The organism is Streptomyces sp. NPDC050085 (genome assembly GCF_044460595.1).
Taxonomy (GTDB): domain Bacteria; phylum Actinomycetota; class Actinomycetes; order Streptomycetales; family Streptomycetaceae; genus Streptomyces.
Map to the genome: position 1 here is coordinate 374,874 of NZ_JBITJZ010000003.1, position 19,158 is coordinate 394,031.

Here is a 19,158-nt window from a genome sequence, read left to right on the forward strand (position 1 = left end):
GGAGACCGGCCGAAGTAGGAGCCATGGACTACCGAGCCATCAGTGGCAAGGAGCTTGAGGTCATGGGGGCTTTCAGGTCCCCATGGCTTCGGGCGGCCTTCAACGCGGTCGACCGGGAGAGGTTCGCCCCCGACCGGTTCTGGAGCTACGAAACCGACACCGACGGCCTGCACCAGGTCATCGACAAGGCCAAGGACGAGGACGCGTGGCGGCGCGCGGTGTGGGGCACCCATCGCTCGCTCATCATGCAGATCGACGACACCCTCACCCCGGACAAGGGCCCGGCGAAAGGCGACTTCACCTCGTCGATCTCCGCTCTGGACATCGTCTTCGAGAAGCTGAACCGGCTCGACCTGGAGCCCGAGTACGCCGTCCTGCACATCGGCACGGCATCTGGGTACGACAGTGCCCTGCTGTGCGAGGTGGTCGGGAGCCCGCAGCTGACGACGGTCGAGTACGACCCCGGCTTGGCGGCCATCGGCGCCTCGAACCTGGAGGCGGCCGGGTATGCACCGAACACGGTGTGCGGCGACGGCCTGAACGGGTGGCCGGCCGGGGCGCCGTACGACCGGATCATCGCTACCGCGGCCGTGCGCGACATCCCCGCAGCGTGGCGGGAACAGGCCCGCGAGGGGGCGGTCGTCCTGACCCCGTTCAACACGCTGTTCGCCTCCGGCGGGCTGTTGAGGCTGACGGTCGAGGGCAATGTCGCCCACGGGCGGTTCGTCGGCACTGCCTGCTACATGTGGGTACGCAGCCATCGCCCGACGCACCGGCTCCACCCGCCCGCCCAGAGCCGCAAGCAGCCATCCACGATCGACCCGAGCGCGGTGTTGGACGGCGACTGGCACTCCCGCTTCGTACTCGGTCTGCACCTGCCGGACGTGGCGTACGCCGAGCGCGGCGTGGGCGAGGAGCGCCAGGTCCAGCTCTGGGACGAGACCGGCACGTCGGTGGCCGTCGTGAACTGTCACCGCTGGTGGGAGCGCGACGCGGTCACGGCCTACGGCACGCGGGACCTGTGGGCCGAACTCGTCAGCGCCTACAGCACGTGGCGTCTGGCCGGGCGACCGCACTTCCAGCGCTACGGGCTGACCTTCGACGACGTGGGCCGGTGGCTCTGGCTCGACGAGCCGGGCAACGTCGTACGCGGGGCGGCCACCGACGCCATCCCCGACCTCTAGTTGTTCATGTCAATGAACAATGAATGCATACCTGAACCTTGACGTGATCATGCCAGCCTCCCTATCTTCCAGGAAGATAGCGCTTTCTACTCTCGGCCAGAGCCGATCCAACGAGCCATCTGGAGTCGAAAGATGAAAACGAGACCCCTCATCGCGTCGCTCGCCCTCGTCGCCGGCGCGCTCGCCCTCTCGTCCGGCACCACCGCCCAGGCCTCCGGCGCCTCCTCCTACGCGTCCACAACCGTGTACGTCGCCCCGAACGGGACCGCGGGCGCCGCCGGCACCCAGGCCGATCCGACGACCCTGGCCGCCGCCGTCGGCAAGGTCGCGTCCGGGGGCACCATCTACCTGCGGGGCGGGACGTACGCCTACTCGGCCACCGTGACCATTCCGGACGCGGCCGACGGGACCTCGGCCGCCCGGACCACGCTCACGAACTACCCGGGTGAGAAGCCGGTCCTCAACTTCGCTGCGCAGAGCGAGAGTTCGACCAACCGCGGGATCCAGCTCTTCGCCTCGTACTGGCACCTCAACGGGTTCGTCGTCGAGCACGCGGGCGACAACGGCATCTACGTCGGCGGCAGCCACAACATCGTCGAGCGGACCGTCACCCGCTACAACCGCGACACCGGTCTGCAACTCGGCCGGATCTCGTCCAGCACCGCCAAGGCCGACTGGCCCGCCGACAACCTGATCCTGAGCGCCGAGTCGCACGACAACGCCGACTCCGACGGCGAGGACGCGGACGGGTTCGCCGCGAAGCTCACCACCGGGACGGGCAACGTGTTCCGGTACGCCGTCTCGCACAACAACATCGACGACGGCTGGGACCTGTACACCAAGACCGACACCGGGGCGATCGGGCCCGTCACCATCGAGGACTCGGTGTCGTACGCGAACGGGACGCTCAGCGACGGCACCGTGAACACCAACGGTGACCGCAACGGCTACAAGCTCGGCGGCGACGACATCGCCGTCAACCACGTCGTGCGGCGCTCGATCGCGTACAAGAACGGCCACCACGGGTTCACGTACAACTCCAACCCCGGTTCGATGGCCGTCTCCAACAACCTCAGCATCGACAACGCCGAGCGCAACTACTCGTTCGACAAGGGCACTTCGGTGTTCAAGAGCAACACCTCCTGCCGCTTCGACGTCACCGACGGGTCGAACGACAAGACCGTCGGCACCGTCGACAGCACGAACCAGTTCTGGGCCGGTACGAACGGGTCGCGCTGCTCGGCATACGACGGCGCCCTCACCTGGTCCTTCGCCTCCGACGGCAAGCTCGTCGTGAAGCTGGGCGGGAGCGTCGTGACGCTGTGAGTCCATGACCTCCCCTGTCCCTCCTGCCCCTACCTGCCCGCCTGGCCCCGGGGCCTTGTGGGACCGGTCCCTTGTTGGGGCCGGTCCCGTGTGGTTGGTTGCCGTGGGGACAGGGGAGGTTGCCGATGGAGTTGACCCGAAGACGACTGCTGGGCGCGCTCACCGCGAGCGGGGTGCTGGCCGCGGTGCCCGTTCAGTGGGCGAGCGCCGCCGACGTGGCGGACGGGGTGGCGCGGCTGCTCGCGAACACCGTCGAGATCTTCGCCGGGAACGCCGAGGCCAACTCCCGTACGGAGACCGCCGCCAAGCGCGCCGCCATCGAGCGGACCGCGCGGACGAACCTCGCCTCGCTGGACGCGGCGTCGGGCGGCAGTGAGTTGTTCGCCGGGGTGCCGCTGGGAACCAGTGACCCGAATCTGAACACCAGCTTCCAGCGGCTGTACGAAATCGCCCTCGCGACGCGGACCGTCGGCATCTCCGGTGACCTGTACGGGAGTTCGGCCGTCCAGGACCGTGTGCTCGACGGGCTGCGGTGGCTGCACGCGCACTACTACGGCGACCAGTCCGCCGGGTACTACGGCAACTGGTTCTTCTGGGAGATCGGCATCTCGCAGCACATCAGCAAGACGCTGGTGCTGCTCGCGGAGCGGGCCGACGCCGAGCTGATACGTACGTACATCGCCTCCATGGACGCGTACCTGCGCAACGGCAAGGACGGCGACGTCGACCTCGACTCCCGCTTCCACACCGGCGCCAACCTCGCCGACATCACCACCAACCGCGTCCTCCAGGGCGCCCTGACCGCTGACGAGACGCGGATCCGCAAAGCCCTCACCGACCAGCTCACCGTCTTCGCGACGATCGACCCGTACCACCTCGACCACGGTGTGACGGACGGGTATTACGCCGACGGCTCCTTCATCCAGCACGCCTCCGTCGCGTACACGGGCGCGTACGGCAAGGGGCTGCTCAGTCGCGTCGTGCAGACGCTGAAGATCCTCGACGGGACCGGGTTCGCGCACGGCGGCGAGCTGGTGCCGACCGTGCAGGGGTGGGTGCGCGACGGGTTCGCGCCGCTCATCTTCGAGGGCTGGATGATGGAGGCGGTGAAGGGACGCTCGGTGTCGCGCACCGGCACCGGGTACGACGACGTCGCCACGGTCGTCGAAGCGGTCGTCGACCTCGCCTCGCTGTCGACCGGCGACGCGGCGACCGCGCTGAAGAGCTACGTGAAGCACATCCGGGCCACCTCGCGGTCCGCGCTCGACCCGACGGCCTTCGTGTCACCGCTGAGCGTGGTGCGCTACGCGGACGTCCTCGCGGACGCGTCCGTCCCCGCCGCCGATCTGAACCCCCCTGCCCGCTCGGTCGCCTTCAACTCCATGGACCGCACCGTGCACCGGCGGCCCGGCTACGCGTTCACGCTGGCCCGCAGCTCGGCGCGGATCAGCAAGTACGAGTACATGAGCGGGGAGAACCTGATGCCCTGGTTCCAGGGCGACGGCGCGCACTACCTGTACCTGTCGGGGCAGGACCAGCGCGAGTCGTACGGGGTCGACTACTTCACCACCGTGTCGCCGTACGGACTGGCCGGAGTGACCGCACCCGTCGAACACCGGGGGACCGTACCGGAGTTGTACGGCGGCAAGCTCTTCTACGACAACCCGTCGCACCCCCTGAACTTCACGGCGTCCAGCGAGTCCCAGAACACCTACGTCTACTTCCCGACCGCCACCCAGACGTACTCGGGCGGAGCGACCCTCGGCGCGTACGGCGCAGTGGGCTGGGTCCTCTCCGACGACGTGCCCTGGCGGGACAAGCAGGCGGGCGTCCTGCCGGACGACTTCGTCGTGTACCGCAGCGCGCGGGCCACCAGGTCCTGGTTCCTGCTCGACGACGAGATCGTCGTGCTCGCCGCCGGGGTCGGGGACGCGCCGGGCGGCGGCCGGGCGGTCACGACGACGCTCGACGCGCGGATCGCCGCGGCCGGTGACCGGGTGACGGTGGGCGAGGGGACCGGCTGGGTGCGGTGGGCCAACGAGACGCGGGGCACGGCCGTGGGCTACGTCCTGCTCGACGGCTGCCCCCGGCCGCGTACGCGCCTCGAGACGGTGACGCGGAGCCGGCGCGTGGTGCGCACGTCGAACCCGGACACGGCCGTGACCAAGCAGGTGTTCTCGCTCGCGGTCGAGCAGGAAGCAGACTCCCAACTCGCCCATTTTGCCTATGCGTTGCTGCCCAACGCCGCCTCCGAGGCGGCCGTGCGGGGCCACCGCGGTGCACGCGTCCTGCACAACAGCCCGCTCCTGCAGGCCGTGCGCGACGAACGGCTCGGCCTCACCGCCGCCAACACCTTCACCGGCGGTACGCACCACCTGGCGGGGCTGTCCGTCGAGGGGCCCGCGTCCGTCCTGGTCCGGCGCGAGCGGGACGTCACGGTCGCCGTCTGCGACCCGACGACGGGCCGGGACACGGTGACCGTCGTGCTGCGGGGGCCCGGCCTTCGGAAGGTCTCCGGGGACGCGGCGGTGCGGGTGAGCCGGGTGCGCGGCGGCACCCGGCTCGACGTGGACACGCGGCAGGCGTACGGGCGGAGCTTCTCCGTGACCCTTCGCTGAACCCCGGTCCGCGCTCGTCCCTACTCGTCGGCCTCCAGGTCGCCCTCCGTCTCCAGGTACACCTGGCGGAGGGCCTCAAGGGTCTGCGGGTCCGGCTTCTCCCACATGCCGCGGGACTCGGCCTCCAGGAGACGCTCCGCGATGCCGTGCAGCGCCCACGGGTTGGCCTCGGAGAGGAACTGGCGGTTCGTCTCGTCGAGTACGTACGTCTGCGTGAGCTTGTCGTACATCCAGTCGGCGATCACGCCGGTCGTCGCGTCGTAGCCGAAGAGGTAGTCGACCGTCGCCGCGAGTTCGAAGGCGCCCTTGTAGCCGTGGCGGCGCATCGCCTCGATCCACTTGGGGTTGACGACGCGGGCGCGGAAGACGCGGGACGTCTCCTCTACGAGCGTGCGGGTGCGGACCGTCTCGGGACGCGTCGAGTCGCCGATGTACGCGGCGGGGGCCGTGCCGCGCAGCGCACGGACCGTCGCCACCATGCCGCCGTGGTACTGGAAGTAGTCGTCGGAGTCGGCGATGTCGTGCTCGCGGGTGTCGGTGTTCTTGGCGGCCACCGCGATGCGCTTGTACGCCGTCTCCATGTCGGTGCGGGCCGAGCGTCCGTCCAGGCCGCGGCCGTACGCGTAGCCGCCCCACACCGTGTAGACCTCGGCGAGGTCCGCGTCCGTGCGCCAGTCCTTGGAGTCGATCAGCTGGAGCAGGCCCGCGCCGTACGTGCCGGGGCGCGAGCCGAAGATGCGGGTGGTGGCCCGGCGCTCGTCGCCGTGTTCCGCGACATCCGCCTGGACGTGCGCCCGTACGTGATTGCGCTCGGCCGGCTCGTCCAGGGACGCGGCCAGGCGGACCGCGTCGTCGAGGATGCCGATCGTGTGCGGGAACGCGTCGCGGAAGAAGCCGGAGATGCGGAGCGTGACGTCGATGCGGGGGCGGTTCAACTCCTCGTACGGGATGGGCTCGAGGCCCGTCACGCGGCGCGAGGCGTCGTCCCAGACCGGGCGGATGCCGAGCAGGGCGAGGGCTTCGGCGACGTCGTCTCCCGCTGTGCGCATGGCACTCGTGCCCCACAGGGACAGTCCCACGGAGGTGGGGTACGCGTTGTCGTTGTCCTGGCGGTAGCGCTCGATGAGGGAGTCGGCCAGGGCCTGGCCCGTCTCCCAGGCGAGGCGGGACGGGACGGCCTTCGGGTCGACGGAGTAGAAGTTGCGGCCGGTCGGCAGGACGTTGACGAGGCCGCGCAGGGGGGAGCCGCTGGGGCCTGCCGGGATGAAGCGGCCTTCCAATGCCCTTACGGCGTGGTCGAGTTCGTCGGTGGTGCGGCTGAGCCGGGGGACGACCTCTCGTGCGGCGAAGTCGAGGATGGCGCGGACCTGGTCCGATACGTCGGTGGGGACGGACTCCGGGTTCCAGTCCGCGGCCTCCATGGCCTCGACCAGGGCGCGGGCCTGTTCCTCGACCGCGTCCGCGTCCGTGCGGGTCGCCTTCGACTCGTCCAGGCCCAGGGCCTCGCGCAGGCCCGGCAGGGCGGTCGTGCCGCCCCAGATCTGGCGGGCCCGGAGGATCGCGAGGACCAGGTTGACCCGGTCGGGGCCTGCCGGGGGGTTGCCCAGGACGTGGAGGCCGTCGCGGATCTGGACGTCCTTGATCTCGCAGAGCCAGCCGTCGAGATGCATGATGAAGTCGTCGAAGCCCTCGTCCTCGGGGCGGTCCTCGACCCCCAGGTCGTGGTCGAGCTTCGCGGCCTGGATGAGGGTCCAGATCTGGGCCCGGATCGCCGGGAGCTTCGCCGGGTCCATCGACGCGATCTGCGCGTGCTCGTCCAGGAGTTGTTCCAGGCGGGCGATGTCGCCGTAGCTGTCGGCGCGGGCCATCGGCGGGACCAGGTGGTCGATGAGCGTGGCGTGGACGCGGCGCTTGGCCTGGGTGCCCTCGCCCGGGTCGTTGACCAGGAACGGGTAGATCAGCGGGACGTCGCCGAGCGCTGCGTCGGGGCCGCAGGCGGCGGACAGGCCCGCGTTCTTGCCGGGCAGCCACTCCAGGTTGCCGTGCTTGCCGAGGTGGATCATCGCGTCGGCGCCGAACCCGTTGTCGGCAGCGGGCGCCGCGATCCAGCGGTACGCGGCCAAGTAGTGGTGGGACGGCGGCAGATCGGGGTCGTGGTAGATCGCGATCGGGTTCTCGCCGAAGCCGCGCGGCGGCTGGATGAGGATGAGGAGGTTGCCGCGGCGCAGGGCCGCGAGCACGATGTCGCCCTCGGGGTTGCGGGAGCGGTCGAGGAACATCTCGCCGGGCGGCGGGCCCCAGTGCTGCTCGACGTTCGTACGGAGTTCCTGGGGCAGCGTCGCGTACCAGCGCTTGTAGTCGGCGGCCGGGATGCGGACCGGGTTGGCGGCCAGCTGCTCTTCCGTGAGCCAGTCCTGGTCGTGGCCGCCCGCGTCGATGAGCGCCCGGATCAACTCGTCGCCGTCGCCCGAGACCAGGCCCGGGATGTCGGCCCGGTCCCCGAAGTCGTAGCCCTCGTCCAGCAGTCGGCGCAGCAGCGCCACCGCGGAGGCCGGGGTGTCCAGGCCGACCGCGTTGCCGATGCGGGAGTGCTTGGTGGGGTACGCGGACAGGACGAGCGCCAGCTTCTTGTCCGCCGCCGGGATGTGGCGCAGGCGTGCGTGGCGTACGGCGATCCCGGCCACGCGGGACGCGCGCTCGGCGTCGGCGACGTACGCGGGCAGCCCGTCCTCGTCGATCTCCTTGAAGGAGAACGGGACCGTGATGAGGCGGCCGTCGAACTCCGGCACCGCGATCTGGCTCGCCGCGTCCAGCGGGGAGACGCCCTCGTCGTTCTCCTCCCAGTCCGCGCGGGAGGACGTCAGGCACAGGGCCTGGAGGATCGGGACGTCGAGCCGGGTGAGCGCGCCCGCGTCCCACGACTCGTCGTCGCCGCCCGCCGAAGCCTCCGCCGGCCGTGTGCCACCCGCCGCGAGCACCGTCGTGACGATGGCGTCGGCGGCGCGCAGCGCGTCGATCAACTCGGCCTCGGGGGCGCGCAGAGAGGCCACGTACAGCGGGAGGGGGCGGCCGCCCGCGCGCTCGATCTCGTCGCACAGGGCGTGCACGAACGCCGTGTTGCCGCTCATGTGGTGGGCGCGGTAATAGAGCACCGCGATGGTCGGGCCCTGCCCGGACGCCTCCGGACGGTCGAGCGCGCCCCAGGTCGGCGCCGCCGCGGGCGGTTCGAAGCCGTGGCCGGTGAGCAGGACCGTGTCCGACAGGAAGCGGGCGAGGTGCGCCAGGTTCTGCGGGCCGCCGTGCGCCAGGTACTTGTGGGCCTCCGCCGCGATCCCGACCGGGACCGTGGAGGCCGCCATCAGCTGGGCGTCCGGGGCCTGTTCACCGCTGAGCACGACCATCGGGATCGCGGCCGCGGTCAGCCGGTCGATGCCGTCCTGCCAGGCGCGGACGCCGCCGAGGAGACGGACGACGACGAGGTCGACGCCGTCGAGCAGCGCGTCGAGGTCGTCCAGCGGCAGCCGGGAAGGGTTCGCGAAGCGGTACGTGACCGGGGCGTCGGCGGCGGTGTTCGCCGCGCGGGCGCTGAGCAGGTCCGTGTCGGAGGTCGACAGGAGCAGGAGCATGCGTCGGCTGGCCTTCCTCGGGGTGTCCGCGCCCCGGGTGGTTCATGTGACGGCGGGAGTTCCTGGCTCACCCTCTGGCTATGAGAGGGCTCACAGTGGCGGGACCGCGCCGGATTCGCACCGGGCTTCCTCCCCTGTCGCCGTCGATGGCACCGCTCATCGTACGGGTCGGGGCCCGCGCCCGGTACGGGATGCCCGTCACAGAGCGATGGGTATGCTCCCCGGCATGTCCGATTCCCCCATGTCCCCCGGCGACGCCTGCCCGGGCGCGCTGCGGCTGCACGCCGCGGACGACGGGTTCCTGGCGCGGGTGCGGATACCCGGCGGGGTGCTGGGCGTGGCCGCGGCGCGGGCCCTCGGGGAGGTCGCGGGGCGGCTCGGGGACGGGCTGCTGCACCTCACGTCCCGGGGGAACGTGCAGCTTCGGGGGTTGCGGGGCGGGTGTGACGCCGAGTTGGCCGCCGCGCTCTCGGCCGCCGGGCTGTTGCCCTCCGCCGCGCACGAGCGGGTGCGCAATGTCGTGGCCTCGCCCATGTCGGGGCTCGACGGGGGCGGGTTCGTGGACGTGCGGTCCTGGTTGAACGGGCTTGATGCGGGGCTGTGTGCGAGTGCCGTGACCCCGGGGTTGTCGGGGCGGTTCCTCTTTGCCCTGGATGACGGGCGGGGGGATGTGGCTTCTCTGCGGCCGGATGTGTTGGTGCGGGGGGTTCCGGGGGGCCGGGGCGTGCTCTGTGTCGACGGGGCCGAGTTCTCTGTGGCGTACGAGGACGGGGCCCGGGCTGCGGTTGTCGCGGCTGAGGTTTTTGTCGAGGCGGCTCGGAGCATTACTGGACGTCGCGTATGGCGGGTGGCCGAACTCGGGTTGCCGGAGGGCGAGTTGGGGCGGCTGGTGGGTGAGCGGCTGGAGCAGGTCGGCGTGCAGGCCACGGGGCTCCGCCCCGGACCCCGCGCCTCAATCGCCGGCGGGGCTGAATGTGGCTTCGCGCCCCCCTTCGGCACCCTCACTCCCACCCACTGGCGCGACCTCATCGAACTGGCCGCCCAACACCCCCTCCAAGAGCTCCGGTTGACCCCCTGGCGCCGCGTCGTCGTGCCCGGCGTCACGGCGTACGACACCGACTCCCCCTGGACCCGCGTCGGCGCCTGCATCGGGCGGCCCGGATGCGCCAAGTCCCATGCCGACGTACGGGCCGACGCCACCGCGCGGATCGGCGAGGCCCATCCGGCCCTGCCCACCTACTGGTCCGGCTGCGAGCGGCGCTGCGGTCACCCGACCGGTCCTTACATCGACATCGTGGCCCGCCCTCATGGCACGTACGACATCACCGACCCCACCGAAAGAGCCGAACCCCGTGTATGACTACGAGAAGGACGGCGCGGCGATCTACCGCGAGTCCTTTGCCACCATCCGCGCCGAGGCGGCGGACGGGCTCGCGGGCCTGCCCGCCGACGTCGCCCAGGTCGCGGTCCGCATGATCCACGCCTGCGGTCAGGTGGATCTCGTACAGGACATCGGCCACTCGGCCCAGGTGGTCGCCAAGGCCCGTGCCGCACTGCGCGCCGGGGCGCCCATCCTCTGCGACGCGCACATGGTCGCGAGCGGCGTGACGCGCAAGCGGCTGCCCGCCGACAACGACGTACTGTGCACGCTCCGGGACCCTCAAGTGGCCGCGCTGGCCGCCGAGTTGGGGACGACGCGGAGTGCTGCCGCCCTGGAGCTGTGGCGCGACCGGCTCGACGGGGCCGTCGTCGCCATCGGCAACGCCCCCACCGCCCTCTTCCACCTCCTCGAGATGATCGCGAACGGTGCGCCGCGGCCGGCCGCCGTGCTCGGCATCCCCGTCGGGTTCGTGGGCGCCGCCGAGTCGAAGGACGCGCTCGCCGCGAACTCGCTCGGCCTCGAGTACCTCGTCGTACGCGGACGGCGCGGCGGCAGCGCCATCACGGCGGCCGCGCTCAACGCGCTCGCGACCGAGGCCGAGATCATGGAAGACAGGGAAGACAAGAAGGAAGACAAGGCGGGACGGGCATGACCGGCACCACCGGAAAGCTGTACGGGGTCGGACTCGGGCCCGGTGACCCGGAGTTGATGACCGTCGCCGCGGTGAAGGCCATCGCGTCCGCCGACGTGATCGCGTACCACTGCGCACGGCACGGGCGGTCCATCGCCCGCTCCATAGCGGCGGAGCACATCCGTGCGGACCAGATCGAGGAGCGGCTGATGTATCCGCTCACCGTCGAGACCACGGACCACCCCGGCGGCTACCGCGGCGCCCTCGACGACTTCTACGCCGAGGCCGCCGCCACCCTCGCCGCGCACCTCGACGCGGGCCGCACGGTGGCCGTCCTCGCGGAGGGCGACCCGCTGTTCTACGGCTCGTACCAGCACATGCACAAGCGTCTCGCCGACCGGTACGAGACCGTCGTCATCCCGGGTGTCACGTCCGTCAGCGCGGCCGCCGCCCGGCTCGGCGAGCCGCTGTGCGAGGACAAGGAGACGCTGACGATCATCCCGGGGACGCTCCCCGAGGACGAGCTGACGGCGCGGATCGCCGCCGCGGACTCGGCCGTGGTGATGAAGATGGGGCGGACGTTCCCCAAGGTCCGTGCGGCGCTGGAGAGTTCGGGACGGCTCGACGACGCGCGGTACGTCGAGCGGGCCTTCATGGACGGGGAGCGCACCGGGCGGATCGCCGACATCGACCCCGCGTCGGTGCCGTACTTCTCGGTGGCGGTGCTGCCCTCGCGGATCGACGACGAACCGGCGGCAGACCCCCGCCACGGTGAGGTCGTGGTCGTCGGCACCGGGCCCGCCGGGGCCCCCTGGCTGACCCCCGAGTCGCGCGGCGCCCTCGCGAACGCCGACGACCTCGTCGGCTACACCACCTATCTCGACCGGGTCCCCGAGCGGCCGGGTCAGCGGCGCCACGGCTCGGACAACAAGGTGGAGTCGGAGCGTGCCGAGTTCGCGCTCGACCTGGCGCGGCGCGGGCGGCGGGTCGCGGTGGTGTCCGGCGGCGACCCCGGCGTCTTCGCCATGGCCACCGCGGTGCTCGAAGTGGCCTGCGAGGAGCGGTACTCGGCGATACCCGTGCGGGTGCTGCCCGGCGTGACCGCGGCGAACGCGGCGGCGGCGAAGGCCGGGGCGCCCCTCGGCCACGACTACGCCACGATCTCCCTGTCCGACCGGCTCAAGCCCTGGGAGGTCATCGCGGAGCGGCTGCACGCGGCGGCCGCGGCGGACCTGGTCGTCGCGCTCTACAACCCCGGTTCGCGCAGCCGTACGTGGCAGGTGGCGAAGGCGCGCGAACTGTTCCTCGAACACCGGGCGCCGGACACCCCGGTGGTCCTCGCCCGCGACGTGGGCGGCCCGCAGGAGTCCGTCCGCGTGGTGCACCTGGCCGACCTCGACCCGGAGGTCGTCGACATGCGCACGCTGCTGATCGTGGGCTCGTCGCAGACGCAGGCGGTCGTGCGCGGCGACGGGGGGACGGTGGCGTGGACGCCGCGCCGTTACCCGGAGGCCCCGGCGAGCTCCTGAACCCAGGCGGCCGCGGCCTCCACCGACCCCGCCACCACCACGCCCCCCGGCACCGGCGGCCTGCGCACCACGACCACCGGGATGCCCGCCTCCCGCGCGGCCGTCAGCTTGGGGGCCGTGGCGGCGCCCCCGCTGTCCTTCGTCACCAGGACGTCGATGCGGTGGCGGGCCAGGACCTCGCGCTCGCCCTCCAGCGTGAACGGGCCCCGGTCGAGGAGCACCTCCATGCGCGGCGGGAACGGGGGCTCCGGTGCGTCCACGGAGCGTACGAGGAAGTGTGCGTCGGCGACGTGGGCGAAGGCCGCCAGGCCCATCCGGCCCGTCGTCAGGAAGACCCGCTCGCCCAGGCCCCGCACCGCCTGCGCGGCCTGGGCCAGGGAACCCACCTCCCGCCAGTCGTCGCCGGCGCCCGGGACCCAGCCGGGCCGGCGCAGCGCCAGCAGGGGAACATGGGCGGTGGCGGCCGCGGCGGCCGCGTTGAAACTGATCGTCTCGGCGAAGGGATGGGTGGCGTCGATGAGCGCGGAGACGGAGTGCTCGCGGATCCAGTCCGCCATGCCGTCGGCCCCGCCGAACCCGCCGATCCGCACCTCGCCGGGCGGCAGCCGCGGCGCCGCCACCCGGCCCGCGAGCGAGCTGGTGACGCGCACGCGGGTGTGCAGGGTCGCGGCGAGGCGCCGGGCCTCGGTCGTTCCGCCGAGGATGAGGACGTGCATCGGGGAACTCCATGACTGAGCCAGTGGGCGGGCGCGGGGCCCAACTCAAGCACACCGGTCTGCGGCCCGGCTGGACGACCGGTGCCTGCGCGACGGCGGCGACGACCGCCGCGTACACCGCGCTGCTGACCGGCGACTTCCCCGACCCCGTCACCATCACGCTGCCGAAGGGGCAGACGCCGGCCTTCGCGCTCGCCGCCGAGGAGCTGACGCAGTCGTCGGCCACGGCCGGGATCGTGAAGGACGCCGGGGACGATCCCGACGTGACCCACGGCGCCCTCGTGCGCGCGACCGTGCGGGTGCTGCCCGCGGGGTCCGGCGTCGTGTTCCGTGCCGGTCCCGGGGTCGGCACCGTCACCCGGCCGGGGCTGCCCCTCGACGTCGGCGAACCCGCGATCAACCCCGTGCCCCGGCAGATGATCCGCGACCACGTGGCGCAGGTCGCGGCCGCCCACGGAGGCAGCGGCGACGTCGAGGTGACCGTCTCCGTCGACCACGGCGAGGAGATCGCCCGCTCCACGTGGAACCCCCGGCTCGGCATCCTCGGCGGCCTCTCCATCCTCGGCACCACCGGGATCGTCGTGCCGTACTCGTGCTCGGCCTGGATCGACTCGATCCGGCGTGGCGTCGACGTGGCGCGGGCCGCCGGGCGGACGCACGTCGCGGGGTGCACGGGGTCGACCTCCGAGAAGACGGTCGTACGCGAACACGGCCTGCCCGAGGACGCGTTGCTCGACATGGGGGACTTCGCGGGGGCCGTCCTCAAGTACGTCCGCCGGCACCCGGTCGACCGGCTCACGATCTGCGGCGGCTTCGCCAAGCTCTCCAAACTGGCGGCGGGCCACCTGGACCTGCACTCCGCCCGCTCCCAGGTCGACAAGGGCTTCCTCGCCGAGCTGGCCGGGCGCGGCGGCGCCTCCCCCGACCTGAAGTCGGCCGTCGCGGAGGCCAACACCGGCCTCGCCGCACTCCAGTTGTGCGCGGCGGCCGGGGTCCCGCTCGGCGACCTGGTCGCCGCCGAGGCCCGCGACCAGGCGCTGCTCGTGCTGCGCGGGGCCCCGGTCGCGGTGGACGTCATCTGCATCGACCGGGCGGGGAACGTGGTGGGGCGCAGTTCGGTGCGCTAACTCCGGTCCTGCAGGCGATCGTTCAGCATGGCGGTGAGCGCCGCCATGCTCAGCGCGGCCAGGGCGAAACAGGCACAGACGAAGCTCACGGAGTCGGCCCAGGACGACGAACGGTCGTACAGGAGCACAGAGAACCGGCACGTGGCGCCGAACGCGCCCGCACCCGCGGCGAGCAGCCAGGTGCCGGGCGTGAACGCCGACCAGGGATGACCCACGGCCGCCGCCCGCGCGATCCGCAGGACGAGCCGCGCGAGGAGCACCACGCACGCGATCGGCGAGACGACGGCCAGGCCCAGCACGAACACCACGGGCACGAGCCATACGCCGGCGTCTTCGGACGAGAGGATCATGGCTGCATGACCGTCGGCGCCGCCCGATGGTTGCCTCACGGCCCCCGGTGAAGCGTGGGCGAACAGCGGCTGAAGCTTCGGCCCGCACCCCTGTGACCCATGCCACCCGCACGTACATTCGTCTCCCCCATCCCTCAACTGCCGCTGTTGTCAAGGGAGTCGAAGGCCATGCAACTGGAGACGATGGTCGCCGTGTTCGGCCTCGCCGTGCCCGTCGTCGCTGCCGTGTGGGAGTTCATGCTCGCCGGGCGCAAACGGCTCGGCTACCGGGTCCAGATGGAGACCACCGCCGACGGGGCGCAGGGCACGTCGAACCGGTCGTTCGTGCTGCTGCGGTTCCAGAACAGCGGCTGGACGGCCATCGACTCCGACGACTACATCGGCCGGGACGGCTCCCCCGTCGGCATCCACATCGCGTTCCCCGACCGCCGGGTCGTCGACGTGTCGGTCACCGAGTGCAGCGACGAGGCACAGTGGGGCTTCTTCGAGGACCTGTCGGCGTTCGGCCCGACCCTCGAACGCGATGCCATCAACCTGCCCAAGGTGCAGCTCAACCGCGGCTGGTACTACAAGGTCCTGGTCACCCTGGAACGCGTACCGGGCACCGTTCCGCCCGCGCCGCCGGGGCCGCCGCACCGCACCGGCCTGCGCGGCCGACTGGAGCGCAGCGAATGGTACGAGCGGCGCCAGCGGCGGCGCCGGCACGATCCGCTGGTCAAGGTCACCGCCGCGATCAAGAACGGTGGCCGGCGCCGGATCCGCTGGACCGACAGCCACACGTACGCGTCACCGGGCGTCGCCGCCCTCGTCACCCTGCTGGTCATGGTGGCCGCCACGCAGTCCGTGCTCACGTTCACCCGCGACGACACGAAGACCGTGGTGACGCCGCCGCTGGACTGTGCCGAGAAGGGCGTGCTGCGCCTGTCCGGATCCACCGCGTTCCAGGACGCCGTGGCCAAGGCCGCCACCGCGTACGAGAGGCGCTGCCTCGGCCAGGTCCGCGTCGAGGCGCCCGCCGCGAACTTCGTGGGCAGCGGCACCGGACTCAGCAAGCTCGACGCCGCCGGAAAGGGCGCGAAGCTCGCCGACGGAGAGGGACTGAGCGACCAACTCGCCTTCTCCGACACGCCACTTGAGCAGAACCAGTACCCCGAGCTGCTGCCCGGGCCGGTGGCCCTGTCGATGTTCACGCTCGTCGCGAGCAAGGACGCCCGCGTGCAGAACCTCAGCGTCCAGCAGATACGCGACCTGTACGCGGGCCGCATCACCAACTGGAAGCAGGTCAACGGCGCCGACCTGCCCGTCCACCTCGTCAGCCGCAACTCCGACTCCGGCACCCGCACCGTCCTCGTCGACAAGGTCCTCGGCCAAAAGGAGCTGCCGGGCGTCACCACCAGCGACTGCGCCGCCCTGGCCGCGAACCGGGCCGGGCGCTGCGAGGTCAAGGACACCCGCGCGCTCCTCGACTCCGTGTCCCGTACGCCCGGCGCCCTCGGCCACGCCGAACTCAGCGCGGCGCTCGCCACCCCGGGCGTCGTCCGCGTACGCATCGGCGGCATCGCGGCCGAGGCCGACGGCGCCGCCCAGAACGGCTATCCGTACTGGCAGACCGAGAACGCCTACTCCTACGGCGAACCGCCCGCCGACTCCCCCGCCGCCGGATTCCTGCTCTACCTGACGAAGGGGCTCGGCGCGGGCGTGCTGCGCCAGAACCACTTCAAGCCGTGCATCGACTTCGACTCAGCGCTCAAGTGCGCTCCCTGAAGCGCCCGTTGCACAGTCCGTTCGCTCCCGCTCCGTCGAGTACAGGTGGCTGTCCCTGAACTGGGACGCCCCCAGCGTGCGGCCCACCAGGATCACCGCCGTGCGCAGCACCCCGGCCCCCTTCACCTGGTCCGCGATGTCGCCGAGCGTGCCGCGCAGCACCAGTTCGTCGGGGCGGCTCGCGTACGCGACGACCGCGGCCGGGCAGTTGGCGCCGTAGTGCGGCAGCAGTTCGGAGACGATGCGGTCCACGTACCTGGCGCCCAGGTGCAGCACGAGCAGCGCGCCGCTCGCGCCCAGCGTGGCCAGGTCCTCGCCGGGCGGCATCGGCGTGGCCTGCTGGGCGATCCGGGTCAGGATCACCGTCTGGCCGACCGTCGGGACGGTCAGCTCCCGCTTCAACGCGGCCGCGGCGGCGGCGAACGCGGGGACGCCGGGCACGACCTCGTACGGGATGCCGCGCGCGTCGAGCCGCCGCATCTGCTCCGCGACCGCGCTGAACACGGACGGGTCCCCCGAGTGCAGCCGCGCCACGTCGAGTCCCGCGTCGTGCGCCGCCGCGAACTCCCGTTCAATGGCGTCGAGATCGAGGTTCGCCGTGTCCACGAGGCGGGCGCCCGGCGGGCATTCCTCGAGCAGTTCTCGGGGTACGAGTGAGCCTGCGTACAGGCACACCTGGCAGGCGGCGAGGGTGCGCGCGCCCCGCAGGGTGATCAGATCGGCGGCGCCAGGGCCCGCCCCGATGAAGTACACGGTCATGCCCGAGCAACTCCTGCCGTGAAGTTCGTGGTTACTGTCCGCTGCAGCCTGCCGCCGTAGCTTCGACCGTCCGGTTGCCGACTGCGAGCCGGTGGGGCTTCTCGCGCAGTTCCCCGCGCCCCTGAAGGCTTGCGGCTTCGCCGCTTGCCTTCATCGGGGAAATGCGGCGCGCAGCGCCTGCATTTCAGGGGCGCGGGGAACTGCGCGAAGCAGGACCACCGGCCGTCAGCCGACGACGAGACAGCAACCCGGCAGACGCTCACTGGACCTTCACCCCGGACCACTGAGTGACCGGCATCGCCTGCCGCCACCCCGTGAAACCCCCGACCGGCACCGCGTGCGCGACGGACAGTTTCACCAGGTCGCCGCCGTGGCACCGGTACCAGTCGGCGAGCAGCGCCTCCGATTCGAGGGTGACCGTGTTCGCGACGAGGCGGCCGCCGGGCGGGAGCGCGTCCCAGCACGTTTCGAGGAGGCCGGGCGCCGTGAGCCCGCCGCCGATGAACACCGCGTCCGGAGCGGGGAGTTGGGCGAGGGCGTCGGGCGCGGGGCCCGTCACGACCTCCAGCTGCGGCACCCCGAGCCGCGCAGCGTTCCGCACGATGCGCAGGGCTCGCTCCGGGTCCCGTTCCACCGCGTACGCCCGGCAGGAGGGGTGCGTGCGCAGCCACTCCACGCCGATCGAGCCCGAGCCGCCGCCCACGTCCCACAGCAGTTCGCCGGGGGCGGGCGCGAGCGCGGCCAGGGTCGCGGCGCGGACGTGGCGCTTGGTGAGCTGGCCGTCGTTCTCGTACGCGGCGTCCGGCAGACCCGGCACGGCACCCAGGCGCAGCGCGTCAGCGGCCCGGGCGCAGTCGACCGCGATGACGTTCAGGGCGTCGCCGGGCGCGTGCGACCAGTCCTCGGCCACGCCCGCGTACGACGCCTCGGCCGCGGAGCCCAGCTGCTCCAGGACCGTCATCCGGCTCGGGCCGAACCCCCGGTCGGTGAGCAGGGCCGCGACCGCCGCCGGGGTGTCCGCGCCCGCCGACAGGACGAGCACCCGGCGTCCGTCGTGCAGCGCGGCGGCGAGCCGGTCCACCGGGCGGCCGACCAGCGTGACGACCTCGGTGTCCTCGACGGGCAGGCCGAGGCGGGCGCAGGCGTAGGAGACGGAGGAGGGGTGCGGCAGTACGCGTACCGGGACGTCGGTCGTCTCGACGAGCGTGCGGCCGATCCCGTAGAACATCGGGTCGCCGCTCGCCAGGACCGCGATCCGGCGTCCCGCGTGCGCGGCGAGCAGGCCCGGCACGGCGGGCCGCAGCGGCGACGGCCACGGCACCCGCTCGCCCGGGCAGTCGTCGAGGGGGAGGAGGTCGAGTTGGCGCGGGCCCCCGATCAGCGCCTCCGCCGTGCGCAGGGCGGCCCGTGCCGACTCGGGCAGGCCCGGCCAGCCGTCCGCCCCGATCCCGACGACGGTCACCGGGGTCAGGGAAAGGCTCTCGGGGCTCTCGGGAGTCACTGCCTGGTACCTCGTACGTGGTGCGTCATGCTCGGGAGGGTTACGTGTAGTCAAGGGAGCCGCACTCTATCGGGCGACATCGGCTCCCCCTCCGACGCCCCTGGAGCACCGATGCCCCGCACCCCGCTCACCGGCCGCCTCGCCCCGATCCTGCCGAGCCGCGACCTCGCGGCGACGATCGCCTTCTACGCGGACCTCGGCTTCGCGGTCGACGGCCACTACCCGGACGACGGCTACCTCATCCTCGTACGCGACGAAGCCGAACTGCACTTCTTCCACGCCCCCGAGACCGACCCCCTGAGCACCGCGCACGCCCTGTACCTGCGGCTCGACGGCGGTGCGCACGTCGTGGACGCGGTGCACGCGGAGTGGCGGGACACGGGCCTGAGCGAGGACCCGTACGCGACGCCGCGGCTCGTCGAGCCCGACGACACGGTGTACGAGATGCGGGAGTTCGCGCTCGTCGACCTCGACGGGAACCTGCTGCGGATCGGCTCCGCGCTGGAGGCCACGGAGGGCTAGCGGCGGCGCGGGCCCGACGCGCCGCCCGGCCGTGCGGTCCACGGGGCGGCCGCCCGGACGGTGTTGGCTCAAGCCTCAGGCCCTGCCTTGAGGCCGGTGGCACCGAACGGGAGGTACGAGGCGA

The 19,158-nt window shown here is 72.1% G+C and carries 14 protein-coding genes and 1 riboswitch; of the genes, 9 read left to right on the forward strand and 5 right to left on the reverse strand.

Going from position 1 to position 19,158, the window contains the following annotated elements; genetic code table 11:
* The first annotated feature begins 62 nt into the window (after positions 1–62).
* The 3 genes from ACIBUY_RS14170 to ACIBUY_RS14180 all read left to right on the forward strand — a co-directional run bounded on the left by ACIBUY_RS14170 (position 63) and on the right by ACIBUY_RS14180 (position 5,128).
* Positions 63–1,184, forward strand: a complete 1,122-nt coding sequence (locus ACIBUY_RS14170; protein WP_399152691.1) for a protein-L-isoaspartate O-methyltransferase — start codon at positions 63–65, stop codon at positions 1,182–1,184.
* Positions 1,185–1,316: 132 nt separating this feature from the next.
* Entirely contained in the window at positions 1,317–2,510 is a 1,194-nt protein-coding gene (locus ACIBUY_RS14175) for a right-handed parallel beta-helix repeat-containing protein (protein WP_399152692.1), read from the forward strand.
* A gap of 125 nt (positions 2,511–2,635) precedes the next feature.
* Positions 2,636–5,128: a polysaccharide lyase family 8 super-sandwich domain-containing protein gene (locus ACIBUY_RS14180; protein WP_399152693.1), complete on the forward strand. Its 2,493-nt coding sequence runs from the start codon at positions 2,636–2,638 to the stop codon at positions 5,126–5,128.
* Positions 5,129–5,148: 20 nt separating this feature from the next.
* Here ACIBUY_RS14180 and cobN read toward each other — a convergent pair whose 3' ends face one another.
* Positions 5,149–8,754: a cobaltochelatase subunit CobN gene (gene cobN / locus ACIBUY_RS14185; protein WP_399152694.1), complete on the reverse strand. Its 3,606-nt coding sequence runs from the start codon at positions 8,752–8,754 to the stop codon at positions 5,149–5,151.
* 33 nt (positions 8,755–8,787) lie between these two features.
* Positions 8,788–8,926: riboswitch (cobalamin riboswitch) on the reverse strand.
* A 54-nt stretch (positions 8,927–8,980) separates the two neighbouring features.
* Here cobN and ACIBUY_RS14190 point away from each other — a divergent pair.
* The 3 genes from ACIBUY_RS14190 to cobJ are packed head-to-tail and all read left to right on the forward strand — an operon-like array spanning position 8,981 to position 12,295.
* Positions 8,981–10,114: a cobalamin biosynthesis protein CobG gene (locus ACIBUY_RS14190; RefSeq protein WP_399152695.1), complete on the forward strand. Its 1,134-nt coding sequence runs from the start codon at positions 8,981–8,983 to the stop codon at positions 10,112–10,114.
* Positions 10,107–10,787, forward strand: a complete 681-nt coding sequence (locus ACIBUY_RS14195; RefSeq protein ID WP_399152696.1) for a precorrin-8X methylmutase — start codon at positions 10,107–10,109, stop codon at positions 10,785–10,787. Before ACIBUY_RS14190 ends, ACIBUY_RS14195 begins: the two co-directional genes overlap by 8 nt.
* Positions 10,784–12,295 (forward strand): precorrin-3B C(17)-methyltransferase, encoded by a 1,512-nt coding sequence (gene cobJ / locus ACIBUY_RS14200; RefSeq protein ID WP_399152697.1) that lies wholly within the window; start codon positions 10,784–10,786, stop codon positions 12,293–12,295. The genes ACIBUY_RS14195 and cobJ overlap by 4 nt, the downstream gene beginning before the upstream one ends.
* Here the strand turns inward: cobJ and ACIBUY_RS14205 are convergent.
* Complete coding sequence (locus ACIBUY_RS14205; protein ID WP_365565105.1) at positions 12,268–13,011, reverse strand: cobalt-precorrin-6A reductase; 744 nt, start codon at positions 13,009–13,011, stop codon at positions 12,268–12,270. The genes cobJ and ACIBUY_RS14205 overlap by 28 nt on opposite strands.
* An 11-nt stretch (positions 13,012–13,022) precedes the next feature.
* Here ACIBUY_RS14205 and ACIBUY_RS14210 point away from each other — a divergent pair, with 11 nt between their 5' ends.
* Entirely contained in the window at positions 13,023–14,138 is a 1,116-nt protein-coding gene (locus ACIBUY_RS14210) for a cobalt-precorrin-5B (C(1))-methyltransferase (protein ID WP_365565108.1), read from the forward strand.
* Here ACIBUY_RS14210 and ACIBUY_RS14215 read toward each other — a convergent pair.
* On the reverse strand, positions 14,135–14,488 hold the full coding sequence (locus ACIBUY_RS14215; protein WP_365565111.1) for a hypothetical protein: 354 nt from the start codon (positions 14,486–14,488) through the stop codon (positions 14,135–14,137). The genes ACIBUY_RS14210 and ACIBUY_RS14215 overlap by 4 nt on opposite strands.
* A gap of 168 nt (positions 14,489–14,656) precedes the next feature.
* Here ACIBUY_RS14215 and ACIBUY_RS14220 point away from each other — a divergent pair, with 168 nt between their 5' ends.
* Positions 14,657–16,252 carry a PstS family phosphate ABC transporter substrate-binding protein gene (locus tag ACIBUY_RS14220; RefSeq protein ID WP_399152698.1) on the forward strand — a complete coding sequence of 532 codons (1,596 nt, stop codon included), beginning with the start codon at positions 14,657–14,659 and terminating at the stop codon, positions 16,250–16,252.
* On the opposite strand, the gene cobM is transcribed toward ACIBUY_RS14220, so the two are convergent.
* Together cobM and cbiE are read right to left on the reverse strand one after the other, a co-directional pair.
* A complete protein-coding gene (gene cobM, locus ACIBUY_RS14225; RefSeq protein ID WP_399152699.1) occupies positions 16,229–17,011 on the reverse strand; it encodes a precorrin-4 C(11)-methyltransferase in 783 nt (260 codons plus the stop codon). The genes ACIBUY_RS14220 and cobM overlap by 24 nt on opposite strands.
* A gap of 259 nt (positions 17,012–17,270) precedes the next feature.
* Positions 17,271–18,512: a precorrin-6y C5,15-methyltransferase (decarboxylating) subunit CbiE gene (gene cbiE / locus ACIBUY_RS14230; RefSeq protein WP_399152700.1), complete on the reverse strand. Its 1,242-nt coding sequence runs from the start codon at positions 18,510–18,512 to the stop codon at positions 17,271–17,273.
* Between the two features lie 111 nt (positions 18,513–18,623).
* Here cbiE and ACIBUY_RS14235 point away from each other — a divergent pair, with 111 nt between their 5' ends.
* Complete coding sequence (locus ACIBUY_RS14235; protein WP_365565119.1) at positions 18,624–19,034, forward strand: VOC family protein; 411 nt, start codon at positions 18,624–18,626, stop codon at positions 19,032–19,034.
* Positions 19,035–19,158 lie beyond the last annotated feature (124 nt).